Here is a 14,548-nt window from a genome sequence, read left to right as displayed (position 1 = left end):
TGCCCATCGTGACGTCATGAGCGGATCTTAGCGACAGCGCCTCCTGGCGTGGTCGCTTAGCCGGGCCCCGTCCGACGTGTGGGCGTCAGATACAGCTACTGCGAGCTACTTGTCACTTCGCGGCAGCTTCGGGAGCACAGGGCCAGGACGCCGATCTCGGACGTCGACCCGGTGACGCTGGCGGTCAGAACCTTCCCAAGCGCGGGCCAATCCAGATCCCACGGGTTTCCGCCCTCGTCCACGCGCACCCACTCCGGGTGATGAAAGGAGATCCGGCGTACCCAGTAGTCGTGTTCGATCAACAGGCCGATCGCCGCGCGGCGGGTGTTCGAGCCCTCCGCGTACCGAAGCAGCGCCTCGGCCAGGGTGTCGGGGTCGTACGTCGTGGCGGTCATCGGGATCTCCCGGGGTGGGGTGTTCGACATGTCAGGTATCGGTACGACCGAGGCGGTCGAGTTCCGCGAGGATCGAGCGACGCTCGGGGTCGAGCGGGCCCGTGCGCGCTCCAACGCGGCCATGTCCACCACGGCTTCGAGGCCCGCGCGAATCTCCGTGACGAGCTGGGTCGGCGACATCGCCTCCACTTGCACGGTCTCGGTCATGACCTCGCCGCGCCGATCCGCGGCCTTCTGCGGCGCGGTGATCAGATCGTAGCGGGCGACCTGGTCGGACGTGACGGCGATCCGGGCGAACGTCGGCGCCGCCGGCGGCGCCATGCGTTCCAGGAACGCGATCACGTCCGCCGCGGCGGCGTCGATCATCGAAAGGCCGCTCGGGTCGTGGTCGCCGCACAGGAGGATGACGGTCGCGAGTTCGCGGTCGGCGATCCGCCGGGCCGCGTCGTGCTTGGCGCCCACGCTCTCGAAGCCCCCCGAACTGAACGCCGCGGAACCGTACTCCGCGGCCAACCTGCCGACCATCGGCAGGCCGCCGGCGGCCTCGACCCACACCTCGGTCGCGCGGGGCTGCCCGTCTGCGAGCGCATGCCGGTAGTCCTCGGCGTTCTCCCGGACGGACCGCCAGAAGTGGGCGGGCCCGTCCCACCCGGTCGGCCCCCACGCCTCGGCGCGGTCGTCGCGGATCGCGCTCATCGGGATCATCTCGGCCCGCCGCGCGCGACCCAGATGCTGGATCAGCCGGTCGTACGCGTTCTCCGTCTTGGGAATCGTCCCCGAGCCAACGAGTGCATAAAAAATCTGACGAGCCGTCAGGGGAAGATGGTCGCGGTACTCGTCGAGCACCGCCCGCACCTGCGCGATCAATTCCAGCGTCGCGGCTCGCGGATTCCAAGGGGTGAACCCTCTGGGGCGGACGCGCGCGTACACCCGCCCCGACACCACACCAGGGACCGGCCGCGGCGTCGAGGTCATGCCCGAACCGTACGCCCCCGGCCGTCCCCGGACACCGGGCATCACGCCATCGGGTGAATCTCGACCTACGGGGTGCCGTCGGCGCCGGCGTCGCTGCCGTTGAGATTGCCGACCTTGCGCCGGTAGCGCCCCTGGGCGGCCTGCTCGGAGTCGACGCCGAGCGCGGCCGCGATCGTCTTGAAGGTGAGCAACGGCTTGCCGGTGTCGGCGGCGGGCAGACGGGCGGCCAGGAGCAGGGCGGCCTCCATCGAGTCCAGGTCCGCGCGGGCGACCCGAAGCAGCGTCAGGGCGTCGATGACGTCGTCTGGGCGGTCCTCGGGCCGTTCCGTGATTCCCGTCGTTTCCCGCCACCGCCGGTCGGAGGCGAACAGGCGGCGGGCCTGGTGGGCGTGAACCGCGTGCAACAGCACGGCGATCGAAGCCTCGGGATCGCGGTCCCGGACCCTGGGCAGGGCGTCGGCGTACCGGTCGCGAAGCCGCACGAGCACCCGGGCCTGCTGCTCGTCCATCGCATGCGGAACCGTCCGGAGCGGGCGGGTCGGTTCGTCGGTACTCGTCAAGTTCCGGATCCTGCTCGCACAACACCGTGCTGACAACACCGCACTGTCGGCGCACCGTTGCGTTTCGGGGGCGTGCAGGCGCACATCGGTTCCGAGCGTTCCGGCGTTGGCGATGCCAAGGGAACACACGGGACGTCGCACCGTTACGGATGCCGAATCCGGCGGTGGAACCTCGGTTCGTGGATCGTCCGCTTCGACAGCCTCGGCGGGTGTCGGTGCTCGGGCGGACAATCGGCGGGTGACCCTCGAATCGACGGCGATCGGCGAGTCCGAGAACCTGGCCGTCGCCTTGCGCACGCACCTGTCCGAGACGCGATTCGCCTTCACCGGCTTGACCGGCGAAGAGGCGACCCGGCGCATCACTCGGGCCGTGGCGGGGTGGGCGAAGGAGTCGGGCTGGAGGAGCGAAGGGGAGGCGCCGATGCGTTACATCGACCCGCCTCGCTCCTTGGACGGGGGATGCCGAATGTACTGGTCGCCACCTTGGTCCGCCTATCTGGATCTGCGCCTGATGCGCGGGAACGGCCCTCCCGTCGCCGTGGAGATCGACCGGGAGGAGCGCGGCACCGCCGTGGACAAGCTCCGCGACGAAGCGCTGCGTGGGTGCCCCGCACTGTGGATCCGCTGGCACGGAGCGGTGCGCGCCGAACTCCCTGCCGGCGTCGCGCGACTGCACCTGCCGGCCCGGTCCACCCGCTCACCGGTCCGGTACTCGCTGAGCGCGGTCGCCGACACGGCGACGGTCACCTTCGGCGAGGCCGTCACCGCGGAGGCCAGGGAGGACGCCCGGCACCGGGACCGGCGGCGGATGGCGGGGGAGAGGCACGCCGCGACTCTCCGCCGAACCCCTGGGCCCATCCGATGCTCCTAGGGATCTCGACACGGTGCCGGAGGCGCGGCGATCGCGCCCGTCAGGGGCGGAATCGCTGGATGGGCAGGTTCAGCGCCTGGCGTCGGACGGCGCTGTCGGCGTGATCGCCGGACAGCGCTCCCGTCCACTCTTCCCGCAGTGCGCCTTCCCTGTCGACGAAGAACGCGCCGTCGGCGTGGAGTTGGTGCAGGAAGTCCCCGAACGAGGTCTCGATCTCGTCGTCCTTCGCCCACACGCTGTCGTAGGTGTCCAGGGTCCAGGTTCGGCCTTGCGGCCACTCGTCGTTCACCACCACGAACGACCCTCGCAAAACCCGGTCGAGTGCGACGTCGACCTTCCGCAGGGGGAGTTCGTACAGGGCGAGCAGTTCGGCGGCTCGCCCGGCGCCCACGGCCGTCTCCGCCTCCCCGGGGGCGCACGCCACGTACAGGGGATACCGCACCTGGTTGGGGTGCCGTTAACGAACGGCGATCCAGCCGACATGTAGCTGAGCGTGGCCCGTTCCGGAGGTGCTTTCACCGAGAGTGTTTGTGCTGGGTGCCGGGCGTACGGTGAAGGTATGGCCGGGCTGGTGCGCCGGTGCGCGCACTGCTGGAAGCCGTTGCGGGCGATGGCCCGCAGCGACGCCCGACTCTGCTCGCGGGCGTGCAAGGCCGCGGGGCGACGGTGGCGCCGGCACAACCGGGAGGCCGTCGGTATCGGGGTCGCGTTCCTACGGGGTGTGGAGGACGAACTCGTCGTCCGGTGTCCGGTCTGTGGCCGGCGGTTCGCGCTCGGTCATGGACACCGGCGCGACGCGGTCTACTGCGGACATGCGTGTCGGCAGACCGCGTACCGGGCCCGACGGCGGGCGGAGCGGGTCCGCGAAGCCGTCACGGGTGACCGATCCTTGTACCCGCTCCGGGGCTCTGACCAGGGTGAAGACCGAGGCGGAGACGGTGGTGACCGTGAAGGCGGTCAGGCCGCGGGGGGTTCCGGTTCGGCGCCGGCGGGTGTGGAGAGCTGAAGGCGGCTGGACATGTTCAGTCGTACCTCGCCGTAGGGCTGGATGTGCGTCCAGAACAGTGGGGTGAGTGCACGGCGGTCGGTGTCGGTGAGGACGTCGGCCCATTCGGGCTCGGCGAGCATGTCCTGGATCATCAGCGTGTTGACGTAGACCAGGGCGGCCTGGAGCAGGTGCAGGGCGAGGATGGACAGTTCCTGCTGGTCGCGGCGGTTCGAGGCGAGTTCGCCGCTCTTGCCGAAAAACAGGACGTCGTTCGCGCCGTTCCAGCCCTCGACGACGTTGAGGCCCTCCTGGATCTCGCGCTGGAGGTCGCGGTCGCGCAGGTAGCGGGATACAAAGATCGTTTTTTGGGCGCGGCCGACTTCCAGCATGGCCTGGTAGACGGGGTGGGAGGCGGTGCGGGTGAAGCGTCGCAGGATGGCCTCGGTGGAGGCGGTGCCGACGCGGATCGCGGTGGCGTACTTGATGAGTTGGTCGTAGTTGTTCTCGATGACGTCCCACCGGATGGGGCGGGTGAGGGCGTCGGTGAGGCGTTCGTAGGTGTCCTCGTCCTCGCGGCCGGGCCGGTAGAGCTTGGCGGTGTTGATCTGCTTGATGCGCGGCAGCAGGTCGTAGCCCAGGAGTCGGGTCAGGCCGAAGCCGATTTCCGACTGGCCGTGCGAATCGACGTAGTTGCCTTCGGCCTTCATGGCGGTGGCGTGGCGCATCATGCCCTCGATGGCGGCGGCGACCTCGGACGCGGTGCAGGTCAGGTGCCGGCTGTGGATGGCCATCGAGCCCTTCTCCACGTGCCAGTAGACGAGGATGCCGCGGCCTCCGTACCGGGAGTGCCACTGGGTGAAGATGTTGCGGTCCCAGGCTTTGAAGTGCGTGGAGTCGGAGGCGACGGTGGTGGTGCCCCGGCCCCAGATCGTCTCGGAGCGGGCGGCGAAGGTGGCGTTGGCGACTGCGACCTGGGCGCCTTTGAGTCCGGGCGCGGTCAGGTAGCGGCGGGCGGTGTAGCGGATCTCCTCCTCGGTGTGGCCGTGGCCGCCGGCCGCGACCGCGCGGATGCCGGAGTTGGTGCCGTACGCGTACGCGATCAGGAGCAGGCGTTCGAGGAGCTTGGCCTCGTCGACGGCCTCACGGGTGCCGAGCGGGACGAGGGCCTTGAGCATCGGGGTGCGCAGCGCGGCTTCCTTCAGGACGTCGATCAGCGGGACCGTGCCGTGCTTCCTGGTGATCGCCTTCTTCAGCTTGCGCAGGTTCTTCGCCTCCGGCTGCGGCTCGGGCTCGGTGAACTTGATGGCGCCGCCGTTCCGGCGGGCGCCGATGCTCACCCACGGCAGCGTGGGCAGGGCGGTGTCCAGGGCGCTCAGCTCGGCCCGCATCTCGGCCTTCAGCTCGGCGGTGAACACCCTCGCGTCACGCGGCTTGCCCAGTTTGTCGTAGTACTCGGCGCGGCGGGTCTCGAAGTCGTCGGGCAGGTCCTCGTCCGGGTTGCGCCAATGGTCGGCGCCGACCACCCAGATCTCCTTGCAGCGCAGCCTCTCGCGCAGGGCCTGGAAGACGCACGCCTCGTAGACGGTGCGGATCACCCGCCGCGGGCCCTTGTCGGGGGTGTGCAGCGTGAATTCCATCCAGTCCTTGCGCACCACACCCTCCAGCGGGACGGTCTCCCCGAGCGGCAGGTAGCTGGTGGAGGAGTCCCTGTGCCGTTCGATCAGCTTCAGGGCGTCGATGACGGGCTTGTGCCGGTCGTTGGACGAGCGGAACTCCAGCACGCCGAGCAGGTCCATCAGGCCGCGCCGGTAGTGGTTGCTGTAGGAGGACTTGAACACCTCGCGTTTGGAGCGGGCGAACTCGGCGTTGGTCGCCTTCAGTTCGGCGACCAGGTCCCGCAGCGTCCTCTCCCCGCCGGCCGCCGGATAGACCACGTCGCGCACGGAGCCCTCGGGGCGGCCCAGGGAGGCGGCGGCAATCTTCCCGAGCAGTCCGGACTTGCCCCGGACCTGCGTGAACTCGGCGACGAAGTGTTCGAGGACCTTCTTCTCGGCGCGGGCGTTGATCCGGTGCACGGTGGAGTTCAGCAACTCCACCAGGGTGTCGGTGATCTCCCGCTCGCGGCGGAAGACCAGCGCGGCGAGCAGGACGTGCCGTACCTCAGGGCCGAAGCGTCGCAGGTGGCTGGGCGAGGACGCCGCCGCTCTGGCCCGCCAGGCGTCGACGACCTGCGGACCGATCCGGGCGAAGGCGTCGGCGGGCACGGCCAGGGCGCGGACCTGTCGAAGCTTGGCGATCTCGTCCAGCGCGAGTTCAGGCTGACGTTCCCGGGGTGGGCCTTGATCCGCGACAGGACCGCCTCGACGTCCTCCTCACCGGCCTCGCCGTCCTGGTCGCCGACGACATCGGTGTGGGCCAGGGCGTCCAGCCGGCGCGTGCACCCCTCGACCCGTGCCAGCCGGGTGGCGACCTCGTCGACGGCCCGCTCCTCGGCCTGGTGCAGCGCGGAGCGCACGATCGTGGTGACCTGGTCGGGCGTGGGCGGCTCGATCAGGTCGACGCGCATCTGCTTGAGGAGTTCGACGCGGATCGACTCCTCGCGGCGCTCGTCGTGCCAGATCTCGTCGACCAGCCACGAGACGAGCTTCACCATGTCGGTGCGGGTGCACTCGTGCCACCCGGTCAGCTCCCGCAACTCGGTGCGGTGGCGCTGGGCGGTCCGGGAGGTGAAGTCGTACCCGGCCAGATCACCGGAGTCGACGCCGACCTGGCGGGCGACGTGCTCGACCGCATCACGCGGCAGCTCCAGCCGCATCCTCGGGAACCGGCCGCGCCAGAGCAGGAACTTCATCTGCACCGCGAAACCGAGCCGGGTGGCACCGGTCTTGTTGCGCAGCCAACCGCTCTCCTCACCGTTCAGCGTGAAGTGGTCGACGACCTCGTCCAGGCCCAGATCCCGCGCCATCCCGGCTACCCCGCCCCTTCACCGTCGGCCCGTCACCGAACCGCCCACAACCACGCGTTCGGCCTAACGAGACGACGACTCGGGAGCAACGGCCCCGACCGCCCGGCCACGACGGTCGAGGTTCGCCCCGGTTCATCCGTTCGCACGGCGCCGCCGGCCCCGGCGGGCTCGTTGGGTGGATATGGGAAAGCGCGACAAGAGAGTGCGGAACAAGCGGACCGGGCCGCAGAACCCGGCCGCCCGGCCGATCGAGGCGATCAGTTGCTCCCCCGGGTGCGGCTGCGCGGAGCCGACCGCGGGCACCACGTGCTCCGGATACCAACTCGACCACCGCGACGGCTCGATGTCGTGCACGCTCGGCGTCCACTGCCCCGGCGTCGCGCTGCCGCACCGTGGATGGCGCGACTGCACCGCGGGCGATGGGTGCGACGCCTGCGCGGGCCGCATCGTGTGGACCTGCGCGGGCGGTTGACCGTTCAGGGGCGGCCGGCTCCCGGTGTCGGTGCCGCCGGGGCCGGTGACGCGTTCGCGTGCTCGTCGTGCTCGCGCAGCATCCGCATGACGGTGACCGGCGAGGGGTGCCGGCCCTTCTTCGTCCCGGTGGTGATGACGAGCCGGGCGGCGATGTCGCGCAGGCTCATCTCCTGCTCGCGCAGGTGCACGGCCATCGACACCATGTGGTCGTCGGCGACGCCGGCCCCGCCGATGGTCTTGCCGCGCCGGCGGGCGGACTCCTGGCCTTCGAGGGTGCGATCGCGGATGTACTCGCGCTCCATGCCCGACAGTGCCGCCGGCACCGTGAACACCACCCCGGACGGGTCGTGCGAGCCCCGGAGTTCACCGGTCAGGAACTCCAGACCGACGTCGCTCGCCTTCAGGTCCTCGGCCAGGGCCGCGAGGTCGATGGCGCGGCCGAGCCGCTTGTGTTCGTGGACCACCAGGGTGACCCGGGCCCCGGAGGCGCGCAGCTCGCGGGCCAGATGGACGACCTTGTCCAACTCGGGGCGCCGGGTGGCGCGGGTGGAGACCTTCTCCGAGAAAACCCGGGTCACGCCCGCCTCGGCGAGCGAGTCGAGCTGGGCGTCCAGCGATTGGCGGGCGGTGCACGCCCGCGCGTACCCCAGGCGGATGTGACCCACCGGTTCATATCGACCACCCGCACGGACCCACCCGCCTCGGTCCGTCATAAGGCCTTGTGAATGACGACCCGCCAGTTCCCGGAAGGGTCGTCCACGCGGTCCAGCACCCAGAGTTCATTCCGGACGGGAAAGGTGTCACCGGGTTCAAGGGTGTACCGACGCTCCTCGCCGTCGTTCACACCCACGCGAACCGTGAGGGGATGCCCGGGGCGGGCATCCACATGGATTACTCCGAAGGAGGCGGTGGCAGCCCGCCTCGGAACGCCGTGCCTGATCGAGATCTCGCCGGTCATGTGGTCACTCCAATGTGGTGTAGGGCGGATCGATGTATCTCCTGAACTCTGCCACCGTCAAGGGCTCGGGGTGCTGATCGTTCCAGGGGTTGTGCAGGTGGAACTGACCCTCGTCGTCGACCGCGATCACTTCGTAGGCGTGTCCGTCCACGAGGTCCTTCTTTAGAGGGGCCCCGTTGAACTCCTCCTTGGGATAGGAGTTCGGCGCAGATTTCAGCAGGATCGAACGCTAGGATCACGCTCCCTCTGTGGCTGTGGCCGTTTGCTCGTCGTGTTCTCGCAGCATTCGCATGACGGTTGCGGGGGCCGGGTGCCGGCCGCGCTTCTTGCCGGTGCGGATGACGAGGCGGGAGGCGATTTCGCGCAGGGACAGGTGTTCCTGGTCGCGCAGTCGGAGTGCGGTGGCGAGCATGTCGTCGTCGGAGACCTTGACGCCGCCGATCGCCTTGCCGTTCGTGCGAGCGGTCTCCTGCCCCTCGAGGGTCTTGTCGCGGATGTAGTCGCGCTCGGACTCCGCCATGGCGGCGAAGAACGCGAACAGCGCGGCGCCGTGGCCGGCCGGGTCGTGCTTCCCGGCGAGGGGGCCGGTGAGGAATTCCAGCTCGATTTCGGCGTCCCGCAGTTCCTCGGCGACCTTCAACAGTTCCAGGGCGCCGCGCCCCAGACGCTTCATTTCGTGCACGACGAGGGTGACCTTCGCGCCGAGCGAGCGGTACTCGCGGGCCGCCGCCAGGGCCGCCTTCATTTCGGGGCGCTCGCGGACCCGGGCGCTGATCTGTTCCTGGAACAGCCGGTGTACGCCGGAGGCTTCGAGGGCGTCGACCTGTGACCGGATCTCCTGCGTCCGGGCCGAGACGCGGGCGTACGCGAGCCGGACCTCCATCGGCACGGCCGGCGCCGCGAGCCTTTGCACCGGGAGCGCCGTCCAGGCGGAGCCGGGATGGCGTACGGCCGGGGTGGCGACGTGCAGTTCGGAGCGGAGCGCGGGGACGAGTCGGAAGCGGGCGGTGTGGTACTTGAGCGCGACCTTGCCCGCGGTGGTCCGGCACGGGGAGCCCGCCGGGGCCCGGCAGGTGGACATCGGGCATCTTTGCGCTTCGACGGACTTGTACGGGGCGGGTTTCACGCCGGGATCGTTTCAGGAATGCGTTTCACGAGTCAAGAATCGAATGCCGGTCGGCCGGCGCCCGTCCACCAGGACCAGGTCGCCGCGGTTTCGTCCCACAGGCGTCGGGGCCGTGTTGGCGGAGGCGGAAGGTGTCGAGCTTCGTGTCGCCGCACGACCGGGCGGGGGCGCGGGCCCGGCGTCCGCTCCGGACGCGTCCCCCAGCCCGAGGATCAGCCCACCGGTGTTGGTGACGATGGCGAAATCCGAGTTCGACCCTGCGCGGCGCCTGTTTCCGGAAGACTTCGGGCTCCTTGATGATGCGGTCTGACTGGTAGCTCACGAGTTGATCAGGACGCACTTGCGGAAGAGATCACGCTGAACAACGTCACAGCGTCGATGATGTAGCGCATGACGGAACATCAGACCCCCGACCTGCTGCCACCGGCGATGTGGACTGCGCCCGAACAGGCGTTATGGCAAGCCCATCACGCCGGACGCCCGCTCGACCTCCGCACCGGTGACCCCGCACGCGACGACCCGGCCGCCGGCTCGGACTGGCCCGAGGAGCGGTTCCTTCGGGCGGAGGTCCTCGCCGAGCTCCTTCTCGCCGGGCCGCCTAAGAGCGGTGCCGTGGCCCGGCCCCTCCGGGTGATCGGCGCCCGAATCACCGGCAAGCTCGACCTTTCGGCGGCCCGTATCGACATACCGCTGTCGGTGAAGTCCTCCTGTTTTGACCAGACACCGACGTTCGACCACGCAGACCTGGTAGCGCTGGACCTCGACGGCTGCCACCTCCCCGGGATCGAGGCCGAGGCGCTGCGGGTCAGCACCTGGCTGGGCATACGCGGTGGCCGGGTCGGAGGTGATCTGTGGATGTTCAACGCCCGGATCGACGGCACGGCCGATCTTGGCGACACCACGGTCGGCGGGGATTTCACCCTCGGTTCTTCGGTCATGGGCGGCGGGCTACGCCTGACCGGATTCGCCTGCGGTGGGGAGGCTCGGCTCAGGAGCTGCCGGATATCCGGTGACCTCGACCTGGCCGGGGCAGCACTGAGCAATCCCGGCGCAACCGCGTTGTCCGCGAGCGGTCTGACTGTCGACGGCAGCTTCCTGGCGCACGGGCTGACCGTACGCGGCGAAGCGAACCTCACCGGCGCGCGGATCGGCGGCACCCTCGCCCTAGTCGACGTGACGTTGCGGGAACCACCTTCCACCGGCTGGGTGTTGCTGCTCATCGAGGCCCAGGCCCCGATGGCCAGATTGCGTCCGACCGCCGGTTCGCGCGGCCGTGTCAGCCTGCGTGACGCACACTTCGGCCGGTTCGTGGACGACGTCGTCGGCTGGCCCGAGGCGATGTCCGCCGAACTCGACGGATTCACGTACGAACGTCTGACCCACCGGACGTCCGACACCGTCCGACCCGACGTGACCCAGCGCCTGACCTGGCTTGCCCGGCAGACCGACGCCACGAGCGCCGGGTTCTCGCCCGCGCCGTACGAGTAACTGGCCGCCGCGCTCCAGCGTGAGGGCCGCGAGCACGAGGCGCGCCAGGTGCTGCGGGCCAAGGAGCGCCTGCGGCACCGGGCTCTGGGCCGGGTCAGCGCGCTGTGGGGCGCGATCCAGGACGCGGTGGTCGGGTTCGGATATCTCCCCGCCCGGGCGTTGACGTGGCTGACGGCTGTCCTGATCTGCGGAACGGCGTACTTTCACATCGCCGGTGCGCCCCGCCCGGTGAAGGCTGGTGAGGCTCCGGCCGGGCTCACTGACGGGTGGAGCCCGGCATGTCGCCCCGGTCGGTGCCGCTGGCACCGGACGTGCCAGCCCCGAGATTCAGGTCGAGCCGGGAGTCCATGTCCAGTTCGAACCGGCTGTAGATGTCCTTATCTGGACACCTTCGGGTGACTGTGGTGGTTACCTCGTGGCCGCAGGCTCGCAGGGCTCGTTGAGCCGGTCGAGTGACGGTTCGGGGAGGCCCGGGTGCAGGTTCTGAAAGAGCGTCAGGGTGGGATTGTTCGTCGGGTGCGGCTCGTGGACGACGACGGGGAACCGGTGGGGCCCGCCTGGATCACCTCGGCGACCGGGAGTTCTCACCGCACACGTTGAGCGCGTACGCCTACGACCTGCAGTACCTGTTCCCGTTCCTGCGCTCGGAGGGCCAGGGCTGGCAGGGATTCCGGTCGCCGGGACGCCCTGCGTTTGCTGGCCTTTCTACGACGCACGCCCTCACGCCAGCCGGCTCAACGACTCGGGCTGACCGTGATCGCCGCTGGAGCGAGCGCGCCGGGCGGGTTGTTGGCTCCCTCCCAGAGTCCTCATCAGAGGACGTCTCGTTCCGGGTCCCCCGAGTTCGCGTGTGCGGACTCTGCGGCACAGTTCCTCGCGCTCGGCGGTCTTCCCCGACTTCTTGTCGGCGAAGATCCGCAGGCAACCGGCCTCGGTGAGCGCGTGGATCTGTCGATCGAGCAACTGCCCCTTGGTCGAGACGCGGGCGTATCCGATCAACGCGCCCGACGGGACGGCGGGTTCGGGTACGAGCGGGTCGTCGGAGCGCGATTCCATACGTTGGATCGTATGGAAAACGGTGGTGCGGGGGTTGTTGAACAGTCGGACTTCTTGACACCGATTCCCGGACGCTTTGAACGCTGGATCCGATGCGCGCCGCCCCCAGGCGATCTTGTTCGTCAATCGGTCGTTTTCCGCACACCCAAGGATTCGACACCCGAGGGGCGCGGAACGGTGCGTTGCCGGGGACGATCCGGATCGTGCCGCCGAGCAGGACCGACGGGACGAGGGAAACGAAGTATGACCGGAAACGACTGGTGCACTGGGCTCGTTGGCGACGCTTCGATGTCCAGGCAGCCGGTCCGCAGCGCTGCCTCTTTCAGCATGTCGATCAGGCGACGCGAGACAGCCCCAAAGAAGTTACTCGTGGGTTACTTGTCGGTTGGTTCGCCGTTCGTTAACGGCACGTCTGGTTGCTGCGTCGGCTCGTTCCCGCCGCGCGCCGTGACGCCTTCGTTCGAGACTTCCTGCCCATCAGGCGACTTCCCTTCGAAACAACAATGGCCGTCCCCGGACACAACGAGGGCGCCCGTCGGGAGTTCCGATACCGGGGCGCCGGATCGACACGGCCCAACCCAAGGGCAATCGGGCGGGGCACCGTGGTCGACACCACGCCTCCCGACGTCGGCCTCCGTGGTCGGCCGTCGAACTCGTCACGCGATCGCGGGGGATTCCGTCGCCCCGCACGCGGTCCTATCGTGGATGGGTACCGCATCCGTCACAGACCGTATCGGCACTCGCCGGGGTACATGCTCCCCTCGACCGGTGCCGACTGCTGCGAAGGAGCCGAAGCGTGGGTGATCACTCGAGCCCCATCGAGAAGGACGGGAACCAGCCCGGCCGGCCGATACCGCCGCCCATCCTGCCCGACAAGCCGCCGAACCCCGGCACTCCCAAAAAGGACAAGTGAGTGACGAGTGAAGCAACGGAGCGGGCCCCCGAGGGCCTGCTCCGCCTCGTGGAGCGGACCACGGGCGCGTTGCCCGCTCCGTGGCGCGACGCGTTCGAGCGCGTTCCCCGCGCCGCGTTCCTGCCGGACGTGATCTGGGTGGAGGCCGCCGACGGGCCGGCGGATCACGTGCCGTGCGACAGGGCGACGGATCCCGAGCGCTGGAACGCGGAGGCGTGGGCCGACGCGCCGGTGGTCATCCAGGTCCGCGACGGCCGCGACCCCGAGCCCGACGAACCCGCCTGGCCCTCGTCCTCGGTCTCCCAACCGTCCATCGTCGCGGCCACGCTCCTGACCCTCGACGTCGCGGACGGGCACCGCGTGCTGGAGATCGGCACCGGCGGCGGCTGGAACGCCGGGCTGCTCGCCCAGCGCCTCGGCGGCGCGAACGTCGTCACCGTGGAGGTCGACCCCGAGTTGGCCACCGCGGCACGCGAACGACTCGACGCGCTCGGACTCCACCCGACCGTCGTGGCCGGCGACGGGGCCCAGGGATGGGCTGCGGGCGCGCCGTACGACCGGATCGTCGGCACCTGCTCGGTGGCCCGCGTCCCGGCCGCGTGGATCGGGCAGACGACGCCGGGCGGCCTGATCGTCACTCCGTGGGCAACCGCGTGGGCCGCGTACGGAAACCTCGTCCTGACGCCGGACCACCACGGAGGCGCACGCGGCCGGTTCGTGCACGGTGGGGCGTTCATGTCGCTGCGCAGCCATCGCTCCCGCGTCCGCGATGTTGCCGCAACGGTCGTCCGGCCCGGGGACGTCCCCGACACCAGCGTCACCACCCTGTCGCCGTGGGACGTCGCGGGCGGCGACCGCCACGCCGAGGCGGTCATGGGCCTGATGCTGCCCGGCCTGCGTACACACTGGAACGACGAACCCACCGCGGACGACGACTTCCGCTCCCGGTTGTGGATCTGGGACGACGCGCTGACGTCCTGGGCCACCGTGGACTACGACGGCCGCCAACTCGACACCTTCCGCCTCCGCCAACACGGGCCCCGACGCCTGTGGGACGAAACCGCGGCGGCCTGGTCCTGGTGGACGGGCGCCGGCCGACCGGCGTTCGACACGTTCGGCCTCGACGTCGGCGTCGACGGCACCCAGACCGTGTGGTGTGGCGAACCCGGCAGCCCATCGTGGCCGGTCCCCCTGGGCAGCTGATCCCGAACGAGGCGTTGGAGGGACGGCAACGACTGGAGCCCCTACGTGGCAGGCCTCGCCCACCGGAATGGAACCTGACGAGCCCTGGACCGGCCCGGCACCCCGGGGTTGTTGGTACGCTCGCCGAGCCTGGACGACGTGCCTGCGGGGGAGTGTTGTGAGCAATCAACCGAGATGGGCCTGGTGGGTCGTGGGGATCGTCATCCCCGTGGCAGGCATCCTGGTGTCGATCCAACTGGCCACGAACTCGGGCTCCGACGACGACAAGGGCCGGCCCACGAACACCGGCGCGTCCGCGCCCGCGGCGTCGAGTGGTGGGAACGCGCCTCCCGCGTCCGGCGGCGGGAACGCGTCGCCGGCGAACCAGCCCGCGAAGGTGTTGGCCGGACCGGTGCGCGTCGTCCTCACCGAGAACGCCAACTACGTCGACCTGGACAGCTCGCCGCCGCTGGCCCAACCCGGGAAGAAGGGCGGCGACGCGTGGATCGGGTTCAACCTTCCGGACCTGACCCTCGGCCATGAGGGCGACGTCATCGCGATCGTCCCGCCCGAGGGCCCCGAACCGACCCGGGACGA

12 protein-coding genes and 3 pseudogenes are annotated in these 14,548 nt (G+C 69.9%); 5 read left to right on the top strand and 10 right to left on the bottom strand.

Annotated features, from left to right (window positions below; translation table 11 throughout):
• Positions 1 to 95 precede the first annotated feature (95 nt).
• Entirely contained in the window at positions 96 to 1,370 is a 1,275-nt protein-coding gene (locus tag ABZS54_RS16175; RefSeq protein ID WP_355535339.1) for a hypothetical protein, read from the bottom strand.
• A gap of 65 nt (positions 1,371 to 1,435) precedes the next feature.
• A complete protein-coding gene (locus ABZS54_RS16170) occupies positions 1,436 to 1,930 on the bottom strand; it encodes a hypothetical protein (protein ID WP_355535336.1) in 495 nt (164 codons plus the stop codon).
• 238 nt (positions 1,931 to 2,168) lie between these two features.
• Here ABZS54_RS16170 and ABZS54_RS16165 point away from each other — a divergent pair, with 238 nt between their 5' ends.
• A complete protein-coding gene (locus ABZS54_RS16165) occupies positions 2,169 to 2,801 on the top strand; it encodes a hypothetical protein (protein ID WP_355535333.1) in 633 nt (210 codons plus the stop codon).
• 40 nt (positions 2,802 to 2,841) lie between these two features.
• On the opposite strand, the gene ABZS54_RS16160 is transcribed toward ABZS54_RS16165, so the two are convergent.
• From ABZS54_RS16160 to ABZS54_RS16150, 3 genes and pseudogenes are all read right to left on the bottom strand, one after another.
• Positions 2,842 to 3,243, bottom strand: a complete 402-nt coding sequence (locus ABZS54_RS16160; RefSeq protein ID WP_355535330.1) for a hypothetical protein — start codon at positions 3,241 to 3,243, stop codon at positions 2,842 to 2,844.
• Positions 3,244 to 3,758: 515 nt separating this feature from the next.
• Positions 3,759 to 6,053, bottom strand: a complete 2,295-nt coding sequence (locus ABZS54_RS16155; protein ID WP_355535327.1) for a Tn3 family transposase — start codon at positions 6,051 to 6,053, stop codon at positions 3,759 to 3,761.
• A 254-nt stretch (positions 6,054 to 6,307) separates the two neighbouring features.
• Positions 6,308 to 6,754 (bottom strand): annotated as a pseudogene (locus ABZS54_RS16150) (DUF4158 domain-containing protein); the annotation flags it as partial.
• Between the two features lie 175 nt (positions 6,755 to 6,929).
• Here ABZS54_RS16150 and ABZS54_RS16145 point away from each other — a divergent pair.
• Positions 6,930 to 7,226, top strand: coding sequence for a hypothetical protein (locus ABZS54_RS16145; RefSeq protein ID WP_355535324.1), 297 nt, complete (start codon positions 6,930 to 6,932; stop codon positions 7,224 to 7,226).
• A 4-nt stretch (positions 7,227 to 7,230) separates the two neighbouring features.
• Here ABZS54_RS16145 and ABZS54_RS16140 read toward each other — a convergent pair whose 3' ends face one another.
• From ABZS54_RS16140 to ABZS54_RS16125, 4 genes are all read right to left on the bottom strand, one after another.
• Positions 7,231 to 7,893: a recombinase family protein gene (locus ABZS54_RS16140; protein ID WP_355535321.1), complete on the bottom strand. Its 663-nt coding sequence runs from the start codon at positions 7,891 to 7,893 to the stop codon at positions 7,231 to 7,233.
• Between the two features lie 44 nt (positions 7,894 to 7,937).
• Positions 7,938 to 8,186, bottom strand: a complete 249-nt coding sequence (locus ABZS54_RS16135; RefSeq protein ID WP_355535318.1) for a DUF6406 domain-containing protein — start codon at positions 8,184 to 8,186, stop codon at positions 7,938 to 7,940.
• A gap of 4 nt (positions 8,187 to 8,190) precedes the next feature.
• Complete coding sequence (locus tag ABZS54_RS16130; protein WP_355535315.1) at positions 8,191 to 8,337, bottom strand: hypothetical protein; 147 nt, start codon at positions 8,335 to 8,337, stop codon at positions 8,191 to 8,193.
• Positions 8,338 to 8,421: 84 nt separating this feature from the next.
• Positions 8,422 to 9,267, bottom strand: a complete 846-nt coding sequence (locus tag ABZS54_RS16125) for a recombinase family protein (RefSeq protein ID WP_355535312.1) — start codon at positions 9,265 to 9,267, stop codon at positions 8,422 to 8,424.
• Between the two features lie 435 nt (positions 9,268 to 9,702).
• Here ABZS54_RS16125 and ABZS54_RS16120 point away from each other — a divergent pair, with 435 nt between their 5' ends.
• Complete coding sequence (locus ABZS54_RS16120; protein WP_355535309.1) at positions 9,703 to 10,800, top strand: hypothetical protein; 1,098 nt, start codon at positions 9,703 to 9,705, stop codon at positions 10,798 to 10,800.
• 867 nt (positions 10,801 to 11,667) lie between these two features.
• Here the strand turns inward: ABZS54_RS16120 and ABZS54_RS16115 are convergent.
• Positions 11,668 to 11,856 (bottom strand): annotated as a pseudogene (locus tag ABZS54_RS16115) (recombinase family protein); the annotation flags it as partial.
• 913 nt (positions 11,857 to 12,769) lie between these two features.
• Between ABZS54_RS16115 and ABZS54_RS16110 the strand changes: the two are divergent.
• Together ABZS54_RS16110 and ABZS54_RS16105 are read left to right on the top strand one after the other, a co-directional pair.
• Positions 12,770 to 13,972, top strand: a complete 1,203-nt coding sequence (locus ABZS54_RS16110) for a methyltransferase domain-containing protein (RefSeq protein WP_355535306.1) — start codon at positions 12,770 to 12,772, stop codon at positions 13,970 to 13,972.
• A gap of 208 nt (positions 13,973 to 14,180) precedes the next feature.
• Positions 14,181 to 14,548 (top strand): annotated as a pseudogene (locus ABZS54_RS16105) (hypothetical protein); the annotation flags it as partial.

Source organism: Embleya sp. NPDC005575 (assembly GCF_040605455.1).
GTDB lineage: Bacteria > Actinomycetota > Actinomycetes > Streptomycetales > Streptomycetaceae > Embleya.
The sequence above is the reverse complement of the archived record's forward strand: the minus strand, read 5'-3'. Positions and strand labels throughout refer to the sequence as shown.